17 protein-coding genes are annotated in these 23178 nt (G+C 57.9%); 12 read left to right on the plus strand and 5 right to left on the minus strand.

The features are described from left to right. From ACZO0A_RS11150 to ACZO0A_RS11160, 3 genes are all read left to right on the plus strand, one after another. Positions 1–1203 (plus strand): carbohydrate ABC transporter permease (locus tag ACZO0A_RS11150; protein WP_486846332.1); only part of this gene is annotated, 1203 nt, incomplete at its 5' end. Then, positions 1200–2099, plus strand: coding sequence for a sugar ABC transporter permease (locus ACZO0A_RS11155; RefSeq protein ID WP_302377110.1), 900 nt, complete (start codon positions 1200–1202; stop codon positions 2097–2099). The genes ACZO0A_RS11150 and ACZO0A_RS11155, both read left to right, overlap by 4 nt. Positions 2100–2225: 126 nt before the next feature. Then, positions 2226–4250, plus strand: coding sequence for a beta-galactosidase (locus tag ACZO0A_RS11160; protein WP_302377112.1), 2025 nt, complete (start codon positions 2226–2228; stop codon positions 4248–4250). Positions 4251–4468: 218 nt separating this feature from the next. Here ACZO0A_RS11160 and ACZO0A_RS11165 read toward each other — a convergent pair whose 3' ends face one another. After that, entirely contained in the window at positions 4469–5464 is a 996-nt protein-coding gene (locus ACZO0A_RS11165; RefSeq protein ID WP_302377114.1) for an asparaginase, read from the minus strand. A 9-nt stretch (positions 5465–5473) separates the two neighbouring features. Further along, complete coding sequence (locus tag ACZO0A_RS11170) at positions 5474–7573, minus strand: ATP-dependent helicase (RefSeq protein ID WP_302377116.1); 2100 nt, start codon at positions 7571–7573, stop codon at positions 5474–5476. A gap of 484 nt (positions 7574–8057) precedes the next feature. On the opposite strand from ACZO0A_RS11170, the gene ACZO0A_RS11175 reads away from it, so the two are divergent. From ACZO0A_RS11175 to ACZO0A_RS11210, 8 genes are all read left to right on the plus strand, one after another. Then, entirely contained in the window at positions 8058–9614 is a 1557-nt protein-coding gene (locus tag ACZO0A_RS11175) for a glycoside hydrolase family 28 protein (protein WP_486846333.1), read from the plus strand. A 196-nt stretch (positions 9615–9810) separates the two neighbouring features. Then, on the plus strand, positions 9811–10320 hold the full coding sequence (locus tag ACZO0A_RS11180) for a MarR family winged helix-turn-helix transcriptional regulator (protein ID WP_337808471.1): 510 nt from the start codon (positions 9811–9813) through the stop codon (positions 10318–10320). Further along, complete coding sequence (locus ACZO0A_RS11185; protein WP_337808472.1) at positions 10304–12508, plus strand: ABC transporter ATP-binding protein; 2205 nt, start codon at positions 10304–10306, stop codon at positions 12506–12508. The genes ACZO0A_RS11180 and ACZO0A_RS11185 overlap by 17 nt, the downstream gene beginning before the upstream one ends. Before the next feature lies 1 nt (position 12509). Beyond that, a complete protein-coding gene (locus ACZO0A_RS11190; RefSeq protein WP_486846334.1) occupies positions 12510–14321 on the plus strand; it encodes an ABC transporter ATP-binding protein in 1812 nt (603 codons plus the stop codon). Positions 14322–14566: 245 nt separating this feature from the next. Then, a complete protein-coding gene (locus ACZO0A_RS11195; protein WP_337808474.1) occupies positions 14567–14971 on the plus strand; it encodes a type II secretion system protein in 405 nt (134 codons plus the stop codon). Positions 14972–14998: 27 nt separating this feature from the next. Next, complete coding sequence (locus ACZO0A_RS11200; RefSeq protein WP_486846335.1) at positions 14999–15502, plus strand: hypothetical protein; 504 nt, start codon at positions 14999–15001, stop codon at positions 15500–15502. Positions 15503–15612: 110 nt separating this feature from the next. Then, positions 15613–16170 carry a TIGR01440 family protein gene (locus ACZO0A_RS11205; RefSeq protein ID WP_486846337.1) on the plus strand — a complete coding sequence of 186 codons (558 nt, stop codon included), beginning with the start codon at positions 15613–15615 and terminating at the stop codon, positions 16168–16170. Continuing rightward, on the plus strand, positions 16167–16892 hold the full coding sequence (locus ACZO0A_RS11210) for a YggS family pyridoxal phosphate-dependent enzyme (RefSeq protein ID WP_291232124.1): 726 nt from the start codon (positions 16167–16169) through the stop codon (positions 16890–16892). The genes ACZO0A_RS11205 and ACZO0A_RS11210 overlap by 4 nt, the downstream gene beginning before the upstream one ends. Before the next feature lie 37 nt (positions 16893–16929). Here ACZO0A_RS11210 and ACZO0A_RS11215 read toward each other — a convergent pair whose 3' ends face one another. Next, a complete protein-coding gene (locus tag ACZO0A_RS11215; protein ID WP_417344645.1) occupies positions 16930–17790 on the minus strand; it encodes an AraC family transcriptional regulator in 861 nt (286 codons plus the stop codon). Positions 17791–17978: 188 nt separating this feature from the next. On the opposite strand from ACZO0A_RS11215, the gene ACZO0A_RS11220 reads away from it, so the two are divergent. After that, positions 17979–20240 carry a glycogen/starch/alpha-glucan phosphorylase gene (locus tag ACZO0A_RS11220; protein ID WP_417344647.1) on the plus strand — a complete coding sequence of 754 codons (2262 nt, stop codon included), beginning with the start codon at positions 17979–17981 and terminating at the stop codon, positions 20238–20240. Positions 20241–20947: 707 nt separating this feature from the next. Here the strand turns inward: ACZO0A_RS11220 and ACZO0A_RS11225 are convergent. Both ACZO0A_RS11225 and ACZO0A_RS11230 read right to left on the minus strand, forming a co-directional pair. Continuing rightward, positions 20948–21262, minus strand: coding sequence for an InlB B-repeat-containing protein (locus ACZO0A_RS11225; RefSeq protein WP_486846339.1), 315 nt, complete (start codon positions 21260–21262; stop codon positions 20948–20950). Beyond that, a complete protein-coding gene (locus ACZO0A_RS11230; RefSeq protein ID WP_486846340.1) occupies positions 21210–23012 on the minus strand; it encodes an InlB B-repeat-containing protein in 1803 nt (600 codons plus the stop codon). Before ACZO0A_RS11230 ends, ACZO0A_RS11225 begins: the two co-directional genes overlap by 53 nt. Positions 23013–23178 lie beyond the last annotated feature (166 nt).

The following is a 23178-nucleotide window of genomic DNA, read 5'->3' on the forward strand; positions in this document are numbered from 1 at the left end:
GGCACTGTCAAAATGGAGATGGTGTTCGACGTTACGACGATGAAAAACGTCGTGAACAATTACGATAACTCCTTCGAGATCCTGCTGATGAGCATGATTTCCTTCGTGGTCATTGCCGCGCTGATCGCGGCCGCCATGATGGTGGTCACCTCCAACTACCAGCTGCAAAAAATCCGCGCAGCGGGCAAAAAGACGAACAACTTCTTACAGGACATCAACGTCTACCTGAATGAAAAGTTCTATGTCACGCTGCTGACCCTGCCTGTGCTGGGCGTTGTGGTATTTACCATCGTGCCGCTGTTCATCTTGATTGCGGTCGCGTTCACGAACTATGACCAGCAGCATATGCCCCCGAACGCCCTGTTCACCTGGGTGGGCCTGACCAACTTCTTCACGCTGTTTGGCGGCGGCGGTATGACCTCGACCTTCGGCTACTCCTTTGCCAAGGTGTTGACCTGGACGCTGGTCTGGGCGTTCTTTGCCACCTTTACCACCTTCTTCGGCGGTATCCTGCTGGCCATGTTCATCAATGACCAAAAGACCAAATGCCCGAAGTTCTGGCGTACCCTGTTCATGGTGACCATCGCCGTGCCTCAGTTCGTTACGCTGCTTCTGGTACGCAACTTCTTCTCCAACAACGGCATCTTCAACACAATGATGGCCAACGCCGGAGTTACGGATTTCCTGCATAACATCGGCCTGTTGGACAAGGGCCTTAGTTACATTCCGTTCCTGACCCAGCCGGGCTGGGCCATGTTCACCATCATCATGATCAACATTTGGATCGGCGTACCGTACCAGATGCTGATTTCTACGGGTGTGTTAATGAACATTCCCGCCGACATGATCGAGGCCGCCCGCATCGACGGTGCGAACCCGGTTCAGATGTTCTTCCGCATCAAGCTGCCCTACCTGCTCAGCGTGCAGGGACCGTCGCTCGTCACGGACTTTGTCAGGAACGTCAACAACTTCAACGTTATTTACCTGCTGACCCAGGACGTGTTTGTCACGAACAACCAGCAACTGGCCCAGTCCAACGCCAAGGAGATCGACCTGCTGGTCACCTGGCTGTTCCGCTTGACGCAGGAATACTACAACTACAAGATGGCCGCTGTGCTGGGCATCATGGTGTTTATCGTCTGCGCAGTGTTCACCGTTGTGTGCTTCCACTTTATCAATAAGAAGGAGGCGACGTTCTCTTGAGTACCACTACCATCAACGATGCCGCCGTGCAGAAACAGCTCAAACAGGGCCGCGTCAAGAAAACAATTTTCTCCATCATTCGCCATCTTATCCTGGCGCTGCTGGCCTTTATCTGGCTGGTGCCCATTGCCTGGCTGCTGCTGACCTCGTTCTCCACCGATAAGGGCATCAACTTTACCCGCTTTGTGCCGGAAGGCTTTACCCTGTGGAACTACATCAGCATTATAACAACGCCGGACTCCGTTGCACAGTTCCCGCGCTGGTTCATGAATACCCTGGTCGTGGCCTGCTTTAACTGCGTGATCTCCACCTGTTTTGTGCTGATGGTGGCTTACGCCATAAGCTGCTGCCGCTTCAAGGGCCGCAGGCTGCTGCAAAACCTGTCCGTCACGGTCAACCTGTTCCCGGGCGTTCTGGCCATGATCGCAATTTACTTCGTCTTGAAGTACATGAACCTGACGAATTCCTACGCGGGCCTGATCATGGTCTATGCCGGTTCTTCCGGTTTGGGCTACCTGATCTGCAAGGGCTTCTTCGACACGGTTCCGGTTTCCCTGCGTGAGGCCGCCAAGCTGGACGGCGCTTCGGAAGCGCGCATCTTCTTCCAGATCGTTATCCCGATGTCCCGCCCGATTTTGGTGTACACCATTATCAACTCCTTCCTGATGCCCTGGACCGACTTTGTTATGGCAAAGATGATCCTGAACTCCGGTGTCAGCACGGACTGGACGGTTGCCATCGGCCTGTACAACATGCTGCAAAAGGCTCTGATCAACAGTTACTTCTCCCGTTTCTGCGCGGGCGGTGTGCTGGTCGCCATCCCCATTTCCATCCTCTTTGTCATCATGCAGAAATTCTACGTCGAGGGTATCACCTCCGGCGCGGCAAAGGGCTGATAGTTTATCACAACAACGCTGCCTCGCAAGGGGCAGCGCTTTTGTGGGTGAAGGGCAGATTTAACGCAGTGGCCGGATATGCCCGGCCACTACAAGGCACCTTATTTTAAAGTAAAGAGGTTCACCATGAAAACGATCACCAAAGCCCCCATCCTGTTCCGCGGTGGGGACTATAACCCCGACCAGTGGCTTGACCGGCCCGACATCCTGGAAAAGGACGTCGAACTGATGAAAAAGGCCGGCATGAACACCGCCACCCTCGGCGTGTTCGCCTGGGCCAAGTACGAGCCGCAGGAGGGTGAGTACGACTTTGCCTGGCTGCGCGAGATGATGGACCGCCTGTACGCGGCGGGCATCTACACCGAGCTTGCCACCCCCTGCGGCGCTAAGCCCAACTGGATGGCGAAAAAATATCCCGAGATCCTGCGCATGCAGGCCAACGGCGTGACCGACCACCAGGGTATGCGCCACAATGCCTGCCCCAGCAGCCTCATCTACCGCGAGAAGGTCCACAACATCATTGAAAAGCTCGTCGAGGCCGTCGGTGACCACCCCGGGCTGATTCTGTGGCACATCTCCAATGAGCTGGGCGGCGACTGCTACTGCCCCCGCTGCCAGGCCCGCTTCCGCGATTGGCTGCGCGACAAGTACAAGACCATCGACGCGCTGAACCACGCCTGGTGGACCGGCTTCTGGAGCCACCACTACAACGATTTTGACGAGATCGAGCCGCCGTTTGAGAACGGCGAACAGAGCCTGCTGGGCCTGAAACTGGATTGGCGGCGCTTCACCACCTGGAACATGACCGACTATGTCCACAGCGAGACCGAGCTGCTGCACAAGCTGACCCCGAACGTGCCCATCACCACCAACCTGATGGAGTATTTCCCCGGGTTGGACTACCACTATTTGCAGAAAGAACTGGATTTCGTCTGCTGGGACAGCTACCCCCACTGGGGCCGCCCCGACCGCAGCATCACGACGACCTTTGCCATGACCGCGTTTGACCACGCGCTGATTCGCGGCTGCAAGCGGGACGTACCTTTCTTCACGATGGAGAGCACGCCCAGCCTCGTCAACTGGCACGAGTATAACAAGCTCAAGCGCCCCGGCGTCAACCGACTGCAGGGCTTGCAGACGGTCGCCTGCGGCGGCGACGGCGTACAGTACTTCCAGTGGCGCAAGGGCCGCGGCGGCACCGAGCAGTGGCACGGCGCGGTAGTGGACCACGATGGCCGCGACGATACCCGGGTGTTCAAGGATGTGACCGAGACGAACGCCGCGCTGAACGCGCTGACGCCGGTTATCGGCAGCCTGCCCCGCGCCGAGGCCGCGCTGATTTTTGACTGGGACAGCCGCTGGGCGCTGGAAGATGCCTGGGGTATGCAGATCCAGCAGAAGAACCTGCGCGAGACCGTCTGCGCCCTGCATGAACAGCTGGGCCGCTGCGGCGTCGATGCCGATGTCATCGGCGTCGAGGAATCTCTCGACCGCTACAAAGTCGTCGTGCTGCCGATGCTCTACATGGTCAAGCCCGGCTTCGGTGAGAAGATTCGTCAGTTTGTGGCAAACGGCGGCACGGTTATCGGCACCTACCTGTTGGGCTATGTCAATGATTCTACGCTGGCCTGGCTGGGCGGCTTCCCCGGCGATGGCCTGCGGGAGGTGTTCGGCGTGACCGCCACCGAGCTGGACACCCTCTACCCCGGCGAGCGCAACACCGTCGTCTTCCCGGACGGCAGCAAGGCCGCCATCCAGGACTATTGCGAGCTGCTGGAAACGGCGGACAACACCGATGTGCTGGCAACCTACGGCGAGGACTTCTACAAGGGTTACGCCGTGGCGACCCACCACGCCTTCGGCAAGGGCCACGCCTACTACGTTGCGGCCCGCATGGATGCCGACGGCAACGCGAAGGTGTTCCGCGCTGCCATGGCGCAGGCAGGCTGCACGATGCAGACCCTGCCCGAGGGCGTTGAGTACCACTGCCGCGAGGACGAGCGCACGGTGTATCACTTCTACCTGAACACGACCGAAACGGACAAGACCGTGGCTGTGCCCACCGGGGCCGACCTGCTGACCAGCAAAACCGTCAGCGGGGAAGTAACCCTGGGCCGCTATGGTGCCTGCGCGGTGGAAGTTGTAAAGTAAAGGCAATACCGCATAATTCTAAGTGCCGATACGGCGAGCGAGGTGCGGCAGCTGCTAAGCCAAAAGCGCAGATAATACTTTGTGTATTATCGAGCATTTTGGCAACGCAGATGCCGTGCCGCAGCCGCCGGAGCGGTGCTTAAGCCGTAAGGCGGGAATTGTACGGTATTGCCTAAAATAAAAATGACCATCCAGCGTACATGTTGGATGGTCATTTTTTATGCAATATCGCACTCGATCGGCGTTTCAAACAACCGCATTACTTCCGCGCGGTCGTCTGTCTGGCCCAGCGCCCACATCAGTTTCACGGCGACGGCCTCGGGGGTCATGTCGCGGGCCTCCAATACGCCGGGCAGCTCGCCCACGGCGCGCCCCACCTCGTAAACGGCAAGGTCGCAGCCCTCGTGGGGAACCTGCGTTGTAAACACCGCCAGCCGCCCGCTCTCGCACCAGCGGCGCAGCTCGGCAAACATGGTGCCATGTTCTCCGCCCGGCAGGCCGCCGACGCCGAAACTCTCCAACACCAGCGCCCGGTAATGCGGGGCCAGCATCGGAATGATATCAGCCCGCATCCCCGGCACAAGGCGCAGCACAAAAACGGCGGGGTCAAGCTTTTCATAGAACCGCACCGGCGGCAGCGCAGCCGGGCGGCGCAGGAAAAGGACAAGCCGCGTGTCGCGAAAAACCGCCGTCTCCGGGTAGTCGATGCTGGAAAACGCGTTGAAGCTGCGGGTGCGGGTCTTGCGGGCGCGGGTGCCCAGGATGACCTTGTTGTCAAATACCAGCTGCACGCCCCATGCACCGTCACTGACCGCGTAGACAAAGGCGCGGTACAGGTTGTTGCGGGCGTCCGTGTCGCGGTTGTAGATGGACTTTTGGCTGCCCGTCAGTACAACCGGCTTGGCGCTGTTCTGTACCATGTAGCTCAGCGCGGCGGCGGTGTAGGCCATTGTGTCCGTGCCGTGGGCAATGACAAAGCCGTCGTAGGCATCATAATTTTCTTTGATGCAGTGTACAATACTCTGCCACTGCGCGGGGCCTACGTTCGTTGAGTCCAGGTTGAACACCTGCACGGCATCCACAGCACACAGGTCGGCCAGCTCCGGCACACAGGCCAGCAATTCCTCCGACGTGATGGCCGGGGCCAGCCCGCCCGCCGCCGTGGGGCGGCTTGCAATCGTCCCGCCGGTGGCGAGGAGTAGGATTTTTTTCATGGGGGTACCTCATTCTTTCCACATCAAATGCCGCTCGGCTACGACCTGGGCGTCCAATGTCCGCGACCCAGCGGTGAAGCGCACGGTCACGCGGTGGCCGCTCACGCTCTCTACCGTGCCGGGGCCGAATACCGCGTGCCGCACGTGGGCACCAACGGTCGTGATGCTCTCCACATCCACCGGCGGCAGGGGTGCCCGCGCGGCGGGCGGGACAGGGCGGCGGCCTGCGGGTTCCGCATCGGGGCGCTTGCGGTGCCCGGGCAGGGCCGCCAACACTTCCTCCACAAAGGCCGAGCGCTCGGCCACGCAGTCAAACAGCACCAGCTGCTGCCGGGCACGGGTCATGGCGACGTAGAACAGCCGCCGGTCCTCCTCGTACTGCTGGGTCTCGCCAGGGGTGCGGCAGGCAAGTTCCGGCTTGGCCGGAAGGATGCCATCCAGCACATCCAACAAAATCACCCGGTCGTATTCCAGCCCCTTGGCGGAGTGTATCGTGGATAAAATAAACCTGCATCCGGGCGGCGTAATATGATCCTGCACGATGCCGCGCAGAATTTCCAGCCGCTTTAACAGGTGGGCAGGGCTGTCCTCCTGGGCACCCAGCATTTCCAGCACGGCCAATTTCGTGCGGTCCATGCCCTTTTTGTCCAGGTATTTGCCGTAGCCCAGCTCGTCGGTCACAAACCGCACGGCGTCGTCCGCCGCCATCCTGGGCAGGCGAGCCAGGCCGTGGGCCACATCGGCCATGGCGGCGCGGATGCGCGGGCGGATGCTGTCCTCGTTCAGCAGGGCTGTCCAGCAGCCTTGGCCGTACTGCCGCGCCTGGCTGCAGGCGTACAGCGCCTGCACCTTTGTGACCGGCACACCAAATTTGTAGTAGCAGCGCAGAAAAACATCTGCGTCGGCGGAACGGGCGGCCAGCGCAAAGATATCCGCCACATCCCGCACGATTTTGTTGGAGAAAAACGTGGGGTCGATGTTTTTGCAGCCATAGGGCACGCCCCGGCGCTCGCACAGGTCGATGATGGGCAGGGCGCTCTCGTGGTTGCGGAATAGCACGGCGGTTTCCGTCTCGCAGTTCTGCGCCGTCTCAAACAAAAACGGCAGCTGATCGGCACGGCGGCGCACCGTGACGATCTGCAGCGGTTCGCCTGCGCCCTGCGTGGGCTGTATCGTTTTGGGGCGGCGATAACGATTGCGGGCCACAAAGCGGTTGGCCGCGTCCAGAATCGGTTCCCGTGAGCGGTAGTTTTCCTCCATCAGCAAGATTTGTGCGCCGGGGTAAGTCTTTTCAAAGTCCATCAGCGCCTGGGGGTAGGCGGCGCGGAAACCGTAAATACTCTGGTCCTCATCGCCAACCATAAAGATATTTCCGCTTTCCTGCGCCAGCACGCGGATAATCTCATGCTGCACCTTGGAGGTGTCCTGGGATTCATCCACGCAGAAATATTGATACCGCTCCCGGAACGCCTTCGCCACAGCGGGCGCACCGCGCAGGATTTGCAGCGCAAAGCATAGCTGGTCGTCGTAGTCCATCCTGTGCCCGGCTTTCAACGCCCGCTGGTAGCCGCGGTATAACTCGGGTAAGTTGTCGATGTCGGTTTCCAGCGCGTCCAGCTCGTCGTCGGTCAGGCACATATTTTTAATGTAGGTGATGGCTGTGCGCAGATCCTTCAGCGTGCTCTCGGTGGGGTATTCGTGGTTCGTCTCCTGCCAAAGGCGTGTAAGCAGCGGTGCGGTGTCGTTCTCGTTTTGGATCAGGTCGGGCGGCGTTCGGTTGTACATACGGCTGTACAGCGCGATAATGCGCGCTGCCACGCCGTTTATCGTGCGGAATTCCAGCTGCCCGGCCAGCGCATCCCCAAACCGCACGGCGAAGCGGGCACGCATTTCCCGCGTGGCGGCCACGGTGTAGGTCATTGTCAAAATCGACTGCGGTGGGATGCCGCAGACCAGCGTCATGTATCCCAGCCGGGTGATCAGCACCGTGGTCTTGCCGCTGCCCGGCACGGCCAGCAGCAGCACCGGGCCGTGTACGGCCTCCACCGCCGCCCGCTGCTGTGGGTTCAGCGCCGCCATATGGGCGGATGCAAATTCAGGTTTGTCCATGGCGGCTCCTTTCGGCAAATAGTAAATATTTTTCGCATGGCGGCGTGTATTGTAGGGGGCGGCGTCCTCGACGCCCTGCGGAGGCGTCCGGCCCCTGCACGGATGTTGAAATTATATCATATTTCCCCAGTAAAAGCAAAACTCCCCCGCCAAACGGCAGGGGAGAAGGATGTTCCAATCACGCGCGGTTCAGCGCAATATCGTTGATGACCTCACCGGCGTTGTATCCTCTCTCAACCGTAAAGCTGCGGGTTCGGCAAAGTTGAGGGCCGGATCTGCCCGGCCCCTGCAACGGCATAGCACATATACCCACTATGCTTATATGATTATAAACGTCGCCTCCCGCGCTGTCAAGCCTGTAAAACTGTCAAAACCTGCCGCGTTTCGACCACTGTATTTTGGCACCCCCTATGTATTGGATAAACCGGCGGGCTGTGGTACAATATGTAAGCAACAGACAACTTGCGTGTAAAAGGAAAACATCATGAAGCAAAGTAAATTAAAACTGCGCTGCACCGAAGATTACGCGGTGCTCTATTGGGATAAACCCGCCGCTGCGCCCAAAGGGGCGGAGTATACCGTCTCGCTGAACGGCGAGGTCATCGGCCGCACGGATAAAACACATTTCACCATCGAGGGCCTGCCTTACGGCAGCACTTACCGGCTGGAAGTTGCCAGCGGCAGCTATTGCGTCGGGGTCGAGACGCTGCAATTCGGCAAAGAAAAGCGCCGCGTCAACGTAACGGCTGCGCCCTATTTCTGCAAGGGCGACGGCAAAACGCTGAACACCGACAACTTGCAGCGGGCCATCAACGACTGCCGCGCCGATGACATCCTGTATTTTCCGGCGGGTGACTACCTGACCGGGGCGCTGCAGCTGCACAGCGATTTGGAGATTTACCTTTCCAAGGGGGCTGTTTTGCAGGGCACGGCCAACATCAACGACTATTCGCCCCGCATCCCCAGCCGCTTTGAAGGAATGGAGATGCGCTGCTATTCCAGCCTGCTCAACGCCGGGCGGCTTGACCACACGAAAGGCTCGGGCTGCCATAACATCATCGTGCGCGGCAAGGGCACCATCTGCGGCGGCGGGCAGGTGCTGGCAAAGAAAATTATCGAGGACGAGCGCGCCCGCATCAAGAGCTTTTTGGACGATAACGAGGAACTTGTCAAAAGCTGCGAGAACGACGACACGATCCCCGGCCGTGTGCGCCCGCGCTTAGTAAACCTGAGCAACTGCGAGAATGTCTGGTTCAGCGGTATTACGTTCAAAAGCAGTCCGGCGTGGACTTTCCACATGGTCTACTGCGATAATATCCAGACCGACCACTGCGTTTTTGAATCCGAGGGCGTCTGGAACAGCGACGGCTGGGACCCGGATTCCTCGACAAACTGCACGCTGTTCGCCAGCGAGTTCCATACCGGCGACGACGCAGTTGCCATCAAGAGCGGCAAAAACCCCGAGGGAAACGAAATCGGCCGTCCCTGCGCCCACATCAAGGTGTTTGACTGCCGCATCGGGTACGGCCACGGCATCTGCATCGGCAGCGAGATGAGCGGCGGTGTGGAGGACGTGCAGATTTGGGACTGCGACTTTGCCAACTCGCTGTACGGCATTGAGATCAAGGCCACACCCAAGCGCGGCGGCTATGTGCGCGGCGTGACCGTGCGCGATTGCACCGCCCCGCGGGTAATTTTGCACAGCGTATCCTACAATGACGACGGCGAACCCGCCCCCGAGCCGCCGAAGTTCAGCCATTGCTGGTTTGAGGGGCTGACCCTGACCGGCCGCACGCTGGATCACGACCACATCTGGCAGGACGCCGCGCCCATCGAGATTGTCGGGTTCGACTGCCATGGCGGGGAGATCGAGGATATTACGTTTAAGGATATCACAATCACGAGGGAGAGCGCAGAACTGAAGCTGGGGCTGTGCAGCGGGGTGAATCTCTACAACGTCACACTCTCCAAGCCTTCCCCCTCGGGGGAAGGTGTCCCCGCAGGGCCGGATGAGGGGCGTGTTGACCCTGGCAACCCATAAACGGGTCATAGCGAGAACTTCTCTCCTCATCAGTCCGCTTCGCGGACAGCTTCCCCCGAGGGGGAAGCCTTTTCACCTGCCATTTGTAAACAAATCTTAAACCTTCCCTACACCCCCTTGCATATCGATGCAAGGGGGTGTAGTATTATCACGACACAATTATTAACACATGATAATTATTAACAGGAGGCGTGTAATGTCTACCTCAGAAACACCCAATCTGCACGGTGTGTTCCGGTTCGTCGCGCGGCTGCATACCCTGTCCAAGCGCGGTATGCGTGCGGCCCTGGCCGATGAGCCAAAATGCCGGTACGGAATGCTCCAACATCTGTATAACCTCATCGAGCAGCACGGCTATGACGGCGCAATTTATGTTTCGGACATTGCGCGGTATATGCACCAGCCGATGCCCGCCGTCTCCCGCGGGCTGCGTGCCATGGAGCAGGACGGCCACATTACCCGCGAGACAGACCCTGGCGACCGCCGTAAAACGCTGGTGCGCATCACCCCGGAAGGGGAGCGCGCCCGCAGCGCAAACGAGCAGGCCATGAACGCCTATTTTGCCCGCATCATGGCACGGCTGACCCCCGAGGAACTGGCCCAGGCCAACGCTGTGAAAGATGCACTGCTGGCCGCCATCGAGGCTGAAAACGAATCGATGCAGCAAACCCGGAAAGGAGAACCCCCGCATGACCAAAATATTTAAACAGCTGGGGCGGCACTGGGCGGCGTGTCTCGCCGTCGTGGCGCTGCTCGTTGTGCAGGCCTATTGTGACTTGAGCCTGCCCGACTACACCAGCAAAATCGTGGACACCGGCATCCAGCAGGGCGGCATTGAAAGCCCTGTGCCTGACACTGTCCGCGACACGACCCTGCAGGCACTGGAGTTGCTTATGTCCGAGCAGGACGCCGTGCTGGCCGAACAGTGGTACAGTGCCCCCGATGCCGACGGTGTGCGTACCCTCTCTCACGATGCCACCGCTGCCATGTCGGAACTGGAAAACGCGTTTGCCACCCCCGATGTCGTGCTGTATATGGCTGCCGCGCAGAATGCTGCGACCGCCGCCGGCACGACCGACACCGTGACGCCAACCAGCTATGACCTGGATGCCGTCGCGACCCAGTTTGCCGCCATGGCCCAGGCCCCCGGTGCGCGGGAAATGCTGCAAGCCCAGCTGGCCGACGCCGCGCCGCAGGATGATTCCGTGGCAGACAGCTTATCCAGCCAGGCTATGCTGCTGGTAGCACTGGAATACGACGCCCAGGGTATTGCCCATGATGTACAGATGTCTTATCTGTTGCGCACCGGTGGCCAGATGCTGGCCCTGACGCTGCTGATGGTGGCCGTGGCGATTGCCGTCGGTTTCATCGCGTCCCGCGTTTCCGCCGCCATTGGCCGCGACCTGCGCCGGGATGTGTTCAAGACCGTCGTCGGCTACTCCAACGCCGAAATCGAGAAATTCTCCACCGCATCGCTGATTACCCGCACCACCAACGATATCCAGCAGGTGCAGTTTACCTGCGTGATTTTGCTGCGTATGGTAGCCTACGCGCCCATTTTGGGCATCGGCGGCATCCTGCACGTTGCCAGCGGCAACACCGGCCTTGAATGGATCATCTTTGTGGCGGTGGCCGCGCTGCTCGTGCTTATCACGGTGTTGATGAACGTAGCCATGCCGAAATTCAAGCAGATGCAGACCCTTGTGGACCGGCTGAACCTTGTCAGCCGCGAGATTCTGACCGGCATCATGCCCATCCGCGCTTTCAGCCGCGAGAAATTTGAGGAGGAGCGCTTCGACAAGGCCAACACGGACCTGATGAAAACGCAGCTCTTCACCAACCGCACAATGGTCGCCATGATGCCGTTTATGACCCTTATCATGAACGGGACCAGTCTGCTCATCGTCTGGTTTGGCGGCAAGGCCATGGACCTGGGCAATATGCAGGTGGGCGAGATGATTGCTTTCATCACCTACACCATGCAGATCGTCATGTCGTTCCTGATGCTCTCGATGGTCGCCGTCATGCTGCCCCGCGCTGGTGTGGCTGCAGACCGCATCGACGAGGTCATCAAGACCCCCGCTGCCATCCACGACCCTGCCGCGTCGAAAGCTCTGCCCGAGGGCGGCACCAAGGGCGTTGTGGCCTTTAACGATGTCAGCTTCCGCTATCCCGGCTCTGACGAGGACGCGCTGGAGCATATCAGCTTTACCGCCAAACCCGGGCAGACGACGGCCATCATCGGCTCCACAGGCTGCGGCAAATCGACGCTGCTCAACCTCATCCCGCGTTTTTACGACGTCAGCGAAGGCAGTGTGACGATCGACGGCGTCGATGTGCGCGATATGAGCCAGGCGCAGCTGCACGACCAACTGGGCTACGTGCCGCAGAAAGGCGTGTTGTTCAGCGGCACCATTGATTCCAACCTGAAATTTGGCGGCGACCACATCACCGACGCCGACGTGCGCGGGGCTGCTGAGATTGCCCAGGCCGCCGAATTTATCTCGGCCAAGCCCGAGGGCTACAACGCCCCGATTGCCCAAGGCGGCAGCAATGTCTCCGGCGGGCAGAAACAGCGGTTGTCCATCGCCCGCGCGATTGCCAAGCACCCGCAGATTTACCTGTTTGACGATAGCTTCTCGGCGCTGGACTACAAAACCGACGTGGCGTTGCGTCGCGCACTGAAAGCCCAGACCGATAACGCTACCGTCATCATCGTGGCGCAGCGCATTTCTACCGTGCTGCACGCGAACCAGATCTTGGTGCTGGATGAGGGCCGCATCGTCGGCAAGGGCACACACGCCCAGCTGATGGAATCCTGCCCAGAGTATCAGGAAATCGCCCGCAGTCAGTTAAGCCAGAAGGAACTCAATTTGCAGAAGGAGGGTGAGTGATATGCCAAGACCCGGACGCATGACGACCGAGCGCGCCAAGGATTTTAAGGGCACGCTGCGGCAGCTGCTTTCCGCGTTGAGCAAATATAAGCTGTCGCTCATCGTGGTCGTTGTCTTCGCTGTTCTGTCAACAATTTTCAACATTGCAGGGCCGAAAATCCTTGCCAAGGCCACCACGGCGCTGGCCACCGGATGGATTGCCAAGCTGCGCGGCGTGGGCGGCATAGACTTTGCCTATATTGGGAAAGTGCTGCTGTTTTTGGCGGGGATGTACCTGCTTTCCGCGGCATTCAGCTTTATCCAGGGCTGGCTCATGAGCGGTCTGTCCCAGAAGGTCTGCTATGATTTCCGCGACCAGATCAGCAAAAAAATCAACCGCCTGCCGTTGGCCTACTTTGAAAAGCGCACCGTCGGCGAGGTACTGTCCCGCATCACCAACGATGTGGACACGCTGGGCCAAAGCCTGAACCAGAGCGTGACCCAGCTCATTACCAGCGTCACGACGATGATTGGCGTGCTGATCATGATGCTCACCATCAGCCCAAAGATGACGCTGATTGCGCTGCTGATCCTGCCGGTGTCGCTGGCGCTGGTGCTGCTGGTCGTCAAATTCAGCCAAAAATACTTCAAGGCGCAGCAGGCAACGCTGGGCGTTGTCAACGGCCAGGTCGAGGAAGTCTACGCCGGCCACAACGTTATCAAGGCGTTCAACCGTGAAGACGCTGTGCTGGCAGACTTCAACGCCGCCAATGACAAACTGTATGAATCCGCGTGGAAATCCCAGTTTTTGTCCGGCTTGATGCAGCCCATCATGAACTTTGTGGGCAACCTGGGGTATGTGGCGGTCGCCATCGTCGGCAGCATTTTTGCAGCGGCGGGCAGCATCACCATCGGCGATATCCAGGCGTTCATCCAGTATGTCAAGAACTTCACCCAGCCCATCCAACAGCTGGCGCAGGTGTCGAATATGCTGCAAAGCATGGCTGCCGCAGCCGAGCGCGTCTTTGAATTTTTGAACGAAGAAGAGGAGAACCAGCAGGCCGACCCCGCCCACCGCGCGAATCCTGCCTGCATCGATGGCCAGGTCACGTTTGACCACGTCAAATTCGGCTACACGCCGGAAAAGACAGTCATCCACAATTTCAGCTGCAACGTCAAGCCCGGCCAGAAGGTCGCCATCGTCGGCCCCACCGGCGCGGGCAAAACCACGATGGTCAAGCTGCTGATGCGGTTCTACGATGTGGATGCGGGCGAAATCAGCCTGAACGGCCACAATGTCCGCGACTTTGACCGCAGCGCCCTGCGCGAGGGCTTTGGTATGGTCTTGCAGGATACCTGGCTGTTCAAAGGCACCATCATGGAGAACATCCGCTATGGCCGCCTGGACGCCACCGACGAGGAAGTTATCGCCGCCGCCAAGGCCGCGAACGCAGACCACTTTATCCGCACGCTGCCCGGCGGCTACCAGATGGAGCTGAACGAGGACGCCTCCAACGTCAGCCAGGGCCAAAAGCAGCTTTTGACGATTGCCCGCACGATTCTGGCGGACAACCGCATCCTGATTCTGGACGAGGCAACGTCCAGCGTCGATACCCGCACCGAGCAGCGCATCCAGACGGCCATGGACCGCCTGATGCAGGGCCGCACAAGCTTTGTCATTGCCCACCGCCTGTCCACTATCCGCGACGCAGATCTGATTCTGGTCATGCGCGACGGAGATATTGTGGAGCAGGGAACCCATGACGAGCTGATCGATCAGGGCGGGTTCTACGCGGATCTGTATAATAGTCAATTTGAGGATGTAACGGCGTAAAGGCTTCCTCTTTTTGGGGAAAGTCGTCACCGCAGGTGACTGAGGGGGCCTGCCACCTGCCGGACATTGCCCCCTCATCCGGTGCACTGTCCGCCCTGCAGCATCAAAATGTAAATAATTTGTAAAATGCAGGTAAAACCTGCATAAAAAGCGAAAAATCATTTGCGCATCGACAAAAACTGTGTTACAATGTAATGTATTTATTCTGGAATTGTGTGCATATAACACGATAAGGTGCGGAACGAATGAGGGAAAAACTGCAAAATAAGCGCGGCTTTACGCTGGTGGAGCTGATCGTCGTGCTGACCATACTTGGGGTTTTGGCGGCGATGCTGATCCCCGCGCTGCAAGGCTATATTGAAAAAGCGCTGGAAACGTCGGATCTTGTCAACGTGTGCGCCGCGTATATGCAGGTGCTTTCCGATGCAATGACCGGCGATGTCACTGCCGAACAGACCGTACAGCTCAAGCAGGGGCAAGACGGGTGGCAGCACTTTGACCCCGTCACCATTGCGGGCATCACCCACGCTGCCGACGAGGGTGACACCGACAATTGGAAAGGCTCGCCCACGGCACACGGAACCTGCACGGTTTCTTATGTGGATGGGACAGGCGTGGTGCTGACGTGGTCAGGCGCCAGCAAGCCGTAGCCCGCCCCCATCCGACCGACCGTTGATTTGACCGAAAACCTGCACGGCATTTTGAAAAACAGCGGCTTGCTGGAAACGGATTTAAAGGACTTTACCGCCCGCGGGAAATTCTACGAGATCGACTCCAATTGCCCGAACTCCACAATGGTACCCAAGGTGAAGGAGCAAATCAAGGAAGGCAGCCTGCTGAGCACCGGAACGTGGGATTTCCGCAAGATTTCTGGCGAAGACCCGGGGCGGTATTTGTTCTGGACATCGGTGGATGTAACTAAATTTGCCGAAGGCACGCAGGTGCCGATCCTTGTCAGCAAGGAGGACGGGGGCACGTTTTACATCACCACGATGCCAGTGACGACCTCAAAGGTGAAGAATCAGACCTACAACGTGATCGGCAAAGGCATTACCAACCGCACGACGTTGCACCCCTATATTCAGGGTACCGCGTACACCTCATTGGAGGATGCCTATGCCGCGTATGCGGATATGGTGAAAAACAGTTATTCGCAGTACGCGGATACCCTGCCAAGGTAGAAATGCCTCCAACCGCCCAACGGGCAAACCGCATATATGCCTTCCCCCTCAGGGGAAGGCTTTTTTGTTATTGACACCCCTGCTATAATAGTACCAAAGGGGGCTTTTTCATGGATTACGCAAAACTTACCGTACAGGCCCGGCAGGCTACTGAAGAACTGCTGGAAGCCGCGCACCTGGAAACTGGGGATATCTTCGTGGTCGGCTGCTCCAGCAGCGAGATCATGGGTGGACATATCGGAAAGGATTCCAGCATGGAGGCTGCTGCCGCCGTGTTGGCGGGTGTGCTGCCGCCCTTGCAGGAGCAGGGCGTCTACCTTGCTGCCCAGTGTTGCGAGCACCTGAACCGCGCTATCGTCATCGAGCGCACGGTCGCCAGGGCCAACGGCTATCAAATCGTGGCGGCCATCCCGCAGCCCCACGCGGGCGGCAGCTGGGCTACCAACTGCTGGCGCACCTTTAACGACCCGGTGCTCGTTGAGGAAGTCAAAGCTGCAGCGGGCATGGACATCGGCGGCACGCTCATCGGGATGCACCTGCGCCGCGTGGCTGTGCCGGTGCGCCTGTCGATGGATCACATCGGGCAGGCGATTCTGCTCTGCGCCCGCACCCGCCCGCCGTTCATCGGCGGCTCCCGCGCCGTTTACAGTCAGGAGGAAGTGCGATGATCCCAGAAGCACAAAAACAGCAGATGGCCGAGGCCGTCGCAAAGATCCGGGAGACGATGGCTGCCGCCGCCAGGGCCGCAGGCCGCGACCCTGCCGACGTGCGCCTTTGTGCCGCCTGCAAAACCCGCACGGTGGAAGAAGTTCGGTACAGCGCCGATTTGCCCATTGACCTGTTCGGCGAAAACCACGTACAAGAGCTTGTGGAAAAGACTGACGCCGGGGCCTACAATGGCAAGCCCGGACATTTTATCGGTCATTTGCAGACCAATAAAGTCAACAAGGTTGTAGGCCGTGCCGCGCTCATTCAGAGCGTGGACAGCACGCGGCTGCTCGATAAAATCGACGCTGCCGCCGCGCGGCTGGGTCTGGTGCAGGACATTTTGGTGGAAATCAACATCGGCGAGGAAGCCAGCAAAAGCGGCGTCGACGCCGACAGCCTGTTCCCGCTGCTGGAAGCTGCCGCCGCGAGGGAGAATACCCGCCTGCGCGGTCTGATGGCGATTCCGCCCGCTGACGCAGACGATGCCGAGACGCGCCGCTTTTTTGCGCAGATGCGGGAGCTGCTGGCCAAGGCCGATGCCCAGCACTACGACCGGGCGCAGATGGATATTTTGTCCATGGGTATGAGCCACGACTACGCCGCCGCCATCGCCGAGGGCGCGACCATCGTCCGCGTAGGCACCGCCATCTACGGCGCACGGGATTACAGTAAGAAAGCATAAAATTACCGCCGGCATCTCGTTGATGCCGGCGGCTTTTTTATTTCCTCATCCGGTATTCCCTCGGTGTCAGGCCATATCTTTTTTTAAATAACCTGTTAAAATACGACAAGTTGTCAAACCCGCACTGCTCGGCAATCGCCAGTATCGTGTCATTGCTGCTGCGCAGGGCGTCGGCGGCGGCGTTCAGGCGGTGCTCGTTCAGGTATTCGGTAAAGCCCTGGCCGGTCATTTTCTTGAACCACCGCATAAAATGGCTGGGGCTGCACCCGCAGGCTGCCGCTGCGTCGGTCACGTGCAGTGCGCCCGCGTACTGCTCGTTCACCAGCTGTACCACGGTTTTCAAACGTCGGGTGTCGGGGGTATCGGCAGGGGGCAGGTCGCCGCTGCGGCCCACCAGCGCCGCCAAAAACAACAGCAGTTCACCCTTTATACACAGCTCATAGCCAACATCCTTTAGCTTGTTGAACTCCTCTGCCGCGTGCAGACAGTTTACGGCCCAGGTATAGCCCCAGTCGTTGGGGGCCAGCCGCATGGGCAGCGCCAGGCGGCCGCTTTGCAGAGGCAGCAGGTATTTTTCAGCGCACAGGTCGCCCGCACCGCCCAGCAGTTCCAAATCAAAGATGATGTTCTCATATTCCATCACCTCGCCCGGCAGCTGGCGCAGCGCGTGCAGCACGCCGGGGGCAAACACATAGACATCGCCCGCCTCGGCGGTGTAGGTCGTCAGGCCCGCCTGCACGACGCCGCGCCCTTTTTTGACAAACACCAACTCCATGCTGTCCTGCCAGTGCAGCGCCACCTGGGGAAAATCCTGCGGGATCGTGCAGGGATAGATGTTGAAAGGGAACCACGCGGCCCCGTGTTGCTTTGTCTCGCGCAAGGTTTTCTGATTTGGCATGATTTTCACCTCGTTGATAGTATTGTACCACTATTGGCCATTATTTTGCAAGCATCATGCGCGTTTTGTGTGGTATAACCTAGGTGTAGTCAAGAAATATACCTATTGGCCCAAAAGTTCCGGGCCAAGGCAAGGCTCAACCCTTCCGCCCCTGCCAGGGGAGGCAAGTATATGAGGAGGTAACTCTCATGAATATGACCACTGTGATCGAAGCCAAAACCAACAAGCCGCTGGCATCCTGCACTGACCAGGAAATCTACCTTGCCCTGCTGGACATCGTCCGCGAGCAGAGCGCCGCCCACGTCAAGCCTGTCAAGGGCCGCAAGCTCTACTACATCAGCGCCGAGTTCCTGATTGGCAAGCTGCTGTCCAACAACCTTATTAACCTGGGTCTCTACGACGACACCCGCGCCGCGCTGGCCGCTGCGGGCAAGAACCTGTCCGACATTGAGGAAGTCGAGCCGGAGCCGTCCCTGGGCAACGGCGGTTTGGGCCGCCTGGCTGCCTGCTTCCTCGACTCCCTCGCCACGCTGGATCTGCCCGGCGACGGTGTCGGCCTGCGCTATCACTTCGGCCTGTTCCACCAATCCTTCAAGGACGGCGTCCAGAACGAGCTGCCCGACCCCTGGCTGACCGCACACTCCTGGGCCGAAAAGACTGACACGGTCTATCCGGTCGAACTGGCAGGCAAAACCTACAATGCCCGCCTGTACAAGCTGGCCGTCACCGGTTATGAGGGCCGCACCAACACGCTGAACCTTTTTGACCTGGACACCATCGATGAGACTATCGTCCACGATGGCATCACCTTCGATAAGACCGCCATCGACAAGAACCTGACGCTGTTCCTGTACCCCGATGACTCCGACGAGGCCGGCCGCCGCCTGCGCGTCTACCAGCAGTATTTGATGGTTTCCGCCGGTGCCCAGCTGATTCTGGCTGAGTGCGCCGCCCGCGGCTGCGATTACCATGACCTGGCCGACTATGCCGCCATCCAGATCAATGACACCCACCCCAGCATGGTCATCCCCGAGCTGATCCGCCTGCTGGGCGAGAAGGGCATCGAGTTCGACGAGGCCGTCGAGATCGTCACCAAGACCTGCGCCTACACCAACCACACGATTCTGGCCGAGGCGCTGGAAAAGTGGCCCCGCGCCTATCTGGACGCCGTGGTCCCGCAGCTCATGCCCATCATCGAGAAGCTGGATGAACTGGCCCGCACCCGCACCAAGGACGAGAGCCTTGCCATCATCGACAAGGACGACCGCGTCCATATGGCCCACATGGACATCCACTTTACCCACTCCACCAACGGCGTTGCCTACCTGCACACCGAAATTTTGAAGAACGCCGAGCTGCACGGCTTCTATGAGCTGTACCCCGAGAAGTTCAACAACAAGACCAACGGCATCACCTTCCGCCGCTGGCTGCTGGAGTGCGACCCCGCACTGACCGCCGAAATTGAAAAGCTCATCGGTTCCGGCTTCCGCAAGGACGCCACCGAGCTGGAAAAGCTGCTGCCCTACGCCGAAAACGTCGATACCCTGCAGGAGTTCTCCGCCGTCAAGTCCCAGAACAAGCAGGCACTGGCCGATTGGCTCAAACGGACCCAGAACGTCACCATCGACCCGAATGCCATGTTCGATATCCAGTCCAAGCGCCTGCATGAGTACAAGCGTCAGCAGCTGAACCTGCTCTACCTCATCCACCAGTATTACGAGATTAAGGCTGGCCACCTGCCCGCCACCCCGCTGGTCAGCATCTTTGGTGCCAAGGCCGCCCCGGCATATATCATCGCAAAGGATATCATCCACGCACTGCTGACGCTGTCCAAGGTCATTGCCGCTGACCCGGTCGTTTCCAAGCATCTGCAAGTCGTCTTTGTGGAGAACTACAACGTCACCGCCGCCGAAAAGCTCATCCCCGCCTGCGACCTGTCCGAGCAGATTTCCCTGGCATCCAAGGAAGCCTCCGGCACCGGCAACATGAAGTTCATGCTGAACGGTGCGCTGACCCTGGGCACGATGGACGGCGCAAACGTCGAAATCAGCCAGCAGGTCGGCAACGACAATATCTACATCTTCGGCCAGACGTCCGACCAGGTCATCCACCGCTATGACGCGGGCGACTACTGCGCCGCCCAGTGGTACGAGGGCGACCCCAACATCCGCCGCGCCATCGACTTCCTGACCGGCCCCGAAATGCTGGCCGCCGGTCATGAGGAAAACCTCAAGCGCCTGCACGACGAACTCATCAACAAGGATTGGTTCCAGACGCTGCCCGACTTCAACGCCTATGTGGTGCGCAAGGGCCAGGCCCTGAGCGACTATGCCTGCGACCCGCTGGGCTGGCGCAAGAAGTGCGTTATCAACATTGCTAAGGCCGGTATGTTCAGCAGTGACCGTACCATCGCCGAGTACAACGACGATATCTGGCATCTGGGCGAGTAATTTGCCGCCAATAATCGAGTAGTCGGCTCTCCTTAAAGAGCCGATCTCTCACACCACCGTTCGTACCGACCGGTACACGACGGTTCAACCGCATAAGTGCAAAGACTCGTAGTAGTTGAGGATACTAAAGTATCCCGCTGCTGCGAGTCTTTCGTTTGTAATGGAACACTTTAAAGCAGGACTACCGGCGATACGCCAGTATCCCAGCCTGGAGTTGGCCCACTGGTAAGCCTTGTCAACCGGGATACCCAGCTTTCTCAAATGGATCACTTTTGTTCCGGGCTTCTTCACAAGCTTGATCAAAAAGCTGAACGATGTGCTGAAACAGTGGCTGTGATCTGTGCATTGCAGTAAGGCGCGTGATACTGTTGACCGGGCAATCAAAAAGCATGAAATGAAGAACGCCGAGGGTTCCCATATGGGAACCCTCGGCGCAGACTGTCGAAAAACTCTTGTAGAGGCGAGCATTGCTCGCCCGTGTCCGTTTGCCTTGTAAGGAAACTGCCCTGAAAAACGCGATGCTGCGCCAAGTTTGTGGGCAAACAATGTCACCCCTGCACATGAGCCATTATATTTTAACCCACCGATTATAGCACACCGTCCGCCGCAAAACATGAAAGAATGGTGAACGACCTGTAAAAAATGCCTGCCCTGCGGGAGTACATCCACACAGGGCAGGCATTTATATGGGAAAGCGAATGGTAGGCTTAGTGGTGCTTTTTACGCAGCCAGCCCGCCGCGCCAAAGCCAACCGCGCCGACGGCCAGCAGGGCCAGCAGCCCTTCCATCGGGAACACGTCGCTCGTCTGGGGGATAGCAGCGTTCTTTACGGTCGCGGTCTTGGTGGCAGCCGCAGCCGGGGCAGGGGAGGGCGTGGGCGTAGGCGTGGGTGTAGCGACCGGCGCAGAAACAACGGTGGTCACGCGGTCCCACTTGGCGTACAGGGTGATATCGCTGGTAACAGCGCTGTCAAAGCTGAAGCGGTACTGGCAGCCCTTCTCGGTATACCAGCCGCCGAACACCCAGCCGTCCTCTTTGGGGGCGGTCGGCTCGCTGGCCTTTGTTGCCGCTTACAAAGGTCTGGCTGGGAATATTGGCCCCGCCATGCCCGCACAGGTCAAAGCTGAGCGTTACCAGCTTGTTCCACTGGGCATAAAGCACGGTATCTTTGTCAGTCAATGTAAAACTATCGCCCGGTTTGTAAGCAGTACCCTTGCCATCTGCCTGTGTATTCCAGCCGGTAAAGGTGTATTCACTCCGAGCAAAACCGTTCTGCCCGATAACAATTTCGCTTCCTACATCGCCGGTTATAGACTCCATTGTACCAGTTCCGCCGTTGGCGTCATAAGAAACTTTGACCTGTGCCGGCGCATTCTCGCTCCACTGAGCATAAAGTACGGTATCTTTGTCAGTCAATGTAAAACTATCGCCTGCTTTGTAAGCAGTACCCTTGCCATCTGCCTGTGTATTCCAGCCGGTAAAGGTGTAGTTGTTGCGGGTAAAAACATTTTCTGCAACGGTCACACTTTCTCCTGCCGCACCGGTCGTTGAATCTATCGTTCCTTCGCCGCCATTTGCATCATAAGTTAACTTGACCTGATGTTCCGTAACGTTTTCCTCATATCCACAATACTTGCATTTTTTTGTTACATTGCGGGTTATCGTGCCATCTTCGTTTGCAATCCACTTACCGGGGGTAGTTACAAGCGCATGATCCTTATAGCCTTCGGCGTACAAACTATCATTGGAACCATCAACATTGTTGTTGTAGGTAACGCCATCTGCCGTCACACCGCTGTTATGGGATGTCTTGGCATCAACCATTTTGCCATCCTGCCAAACGGTAGTGTTACCGAAGTTTACAATGGTTTTGCCTTTATTATTGTCGTCGGATTTACCGCCATAGCCAAACAAACGAGAGCAGGTTGTTTTATCTGTAACTACCCCGTTTACAACATTGTTGCCGGAAATATTGATGACATACGTATAATTCCCCATATTGCTGTCATTGATGTTCAGCACCGGTTTCAGAGACAAAACGGAATTATTGACTGTACAACCGTTGAAATTTACTATGATGTCATTCTTTCCTGCACCAAAATCGGTGTAGACATTGATGACTTTGCCAGTGGAATTAAACGTGCAGTTATCGAAAGTCATCACGGGAGAGCTGTATGTCCAGATGGCGTAATCTGAAGGTGGGCAGTTGAATATGGTATTGCTGAATATTGCAGTCTCATAACCCCAGTAGAAAGTCTTGCCGTTGATCACACAGTCTTCAACGATTGTGTGATCGGTTCCAGCAAAACCGAGATAATCTTTACTTGCAGCCTGAAGCGTCATGTTCTTAAATGTTACAGTTTCCTTCTTTTCTTTCGTACCGCGAACGTCGAAACTGTAGTCGCTGTTGTACTCTGTACCGAAATTAGCTGGATCAGGAACTTCTGCACCGATACCCCACTTGGTTTCTTCAGGCCCCGCACCAATGAAGGTCAGGTCTTTGTTCTTAGTATACTCTGTATTATCTGCTGCGCCATTCTTGCCGCACACTTCGTACAGAGAATAGTTACCCTTGGCCAGCTTAATGGTATCGCCGCTTTTGGCGGCCTTCACCGCCTCGCCAATGCTCTGATACGCCTTCTCTGCTGTCGTACCGACTCCATCCTGCGCGTCATTACCATTTATCGCATCCACGTAGATTGTTGTGCCACTAACAGGCTCCTCCGCAAATACGCTCGGTGTGATTGAAAGCGCCAACATCAACGCCAACAAACACGAGAGAACTCCTCTCATTTTCGGGTTTCTTTTCATTGCATTTCAGGCACAAGCTCCCAATCCGTCATAAGAGCTTTACCTATTCCCTCCTTCTTAATTTTGATAAAGTGTACCATTACAAATTTTATTATGAAGATTCAATTTGCAACGATACACATTTAAT

The organism is Gemmiger sp., from assembly GCF_057431175.1.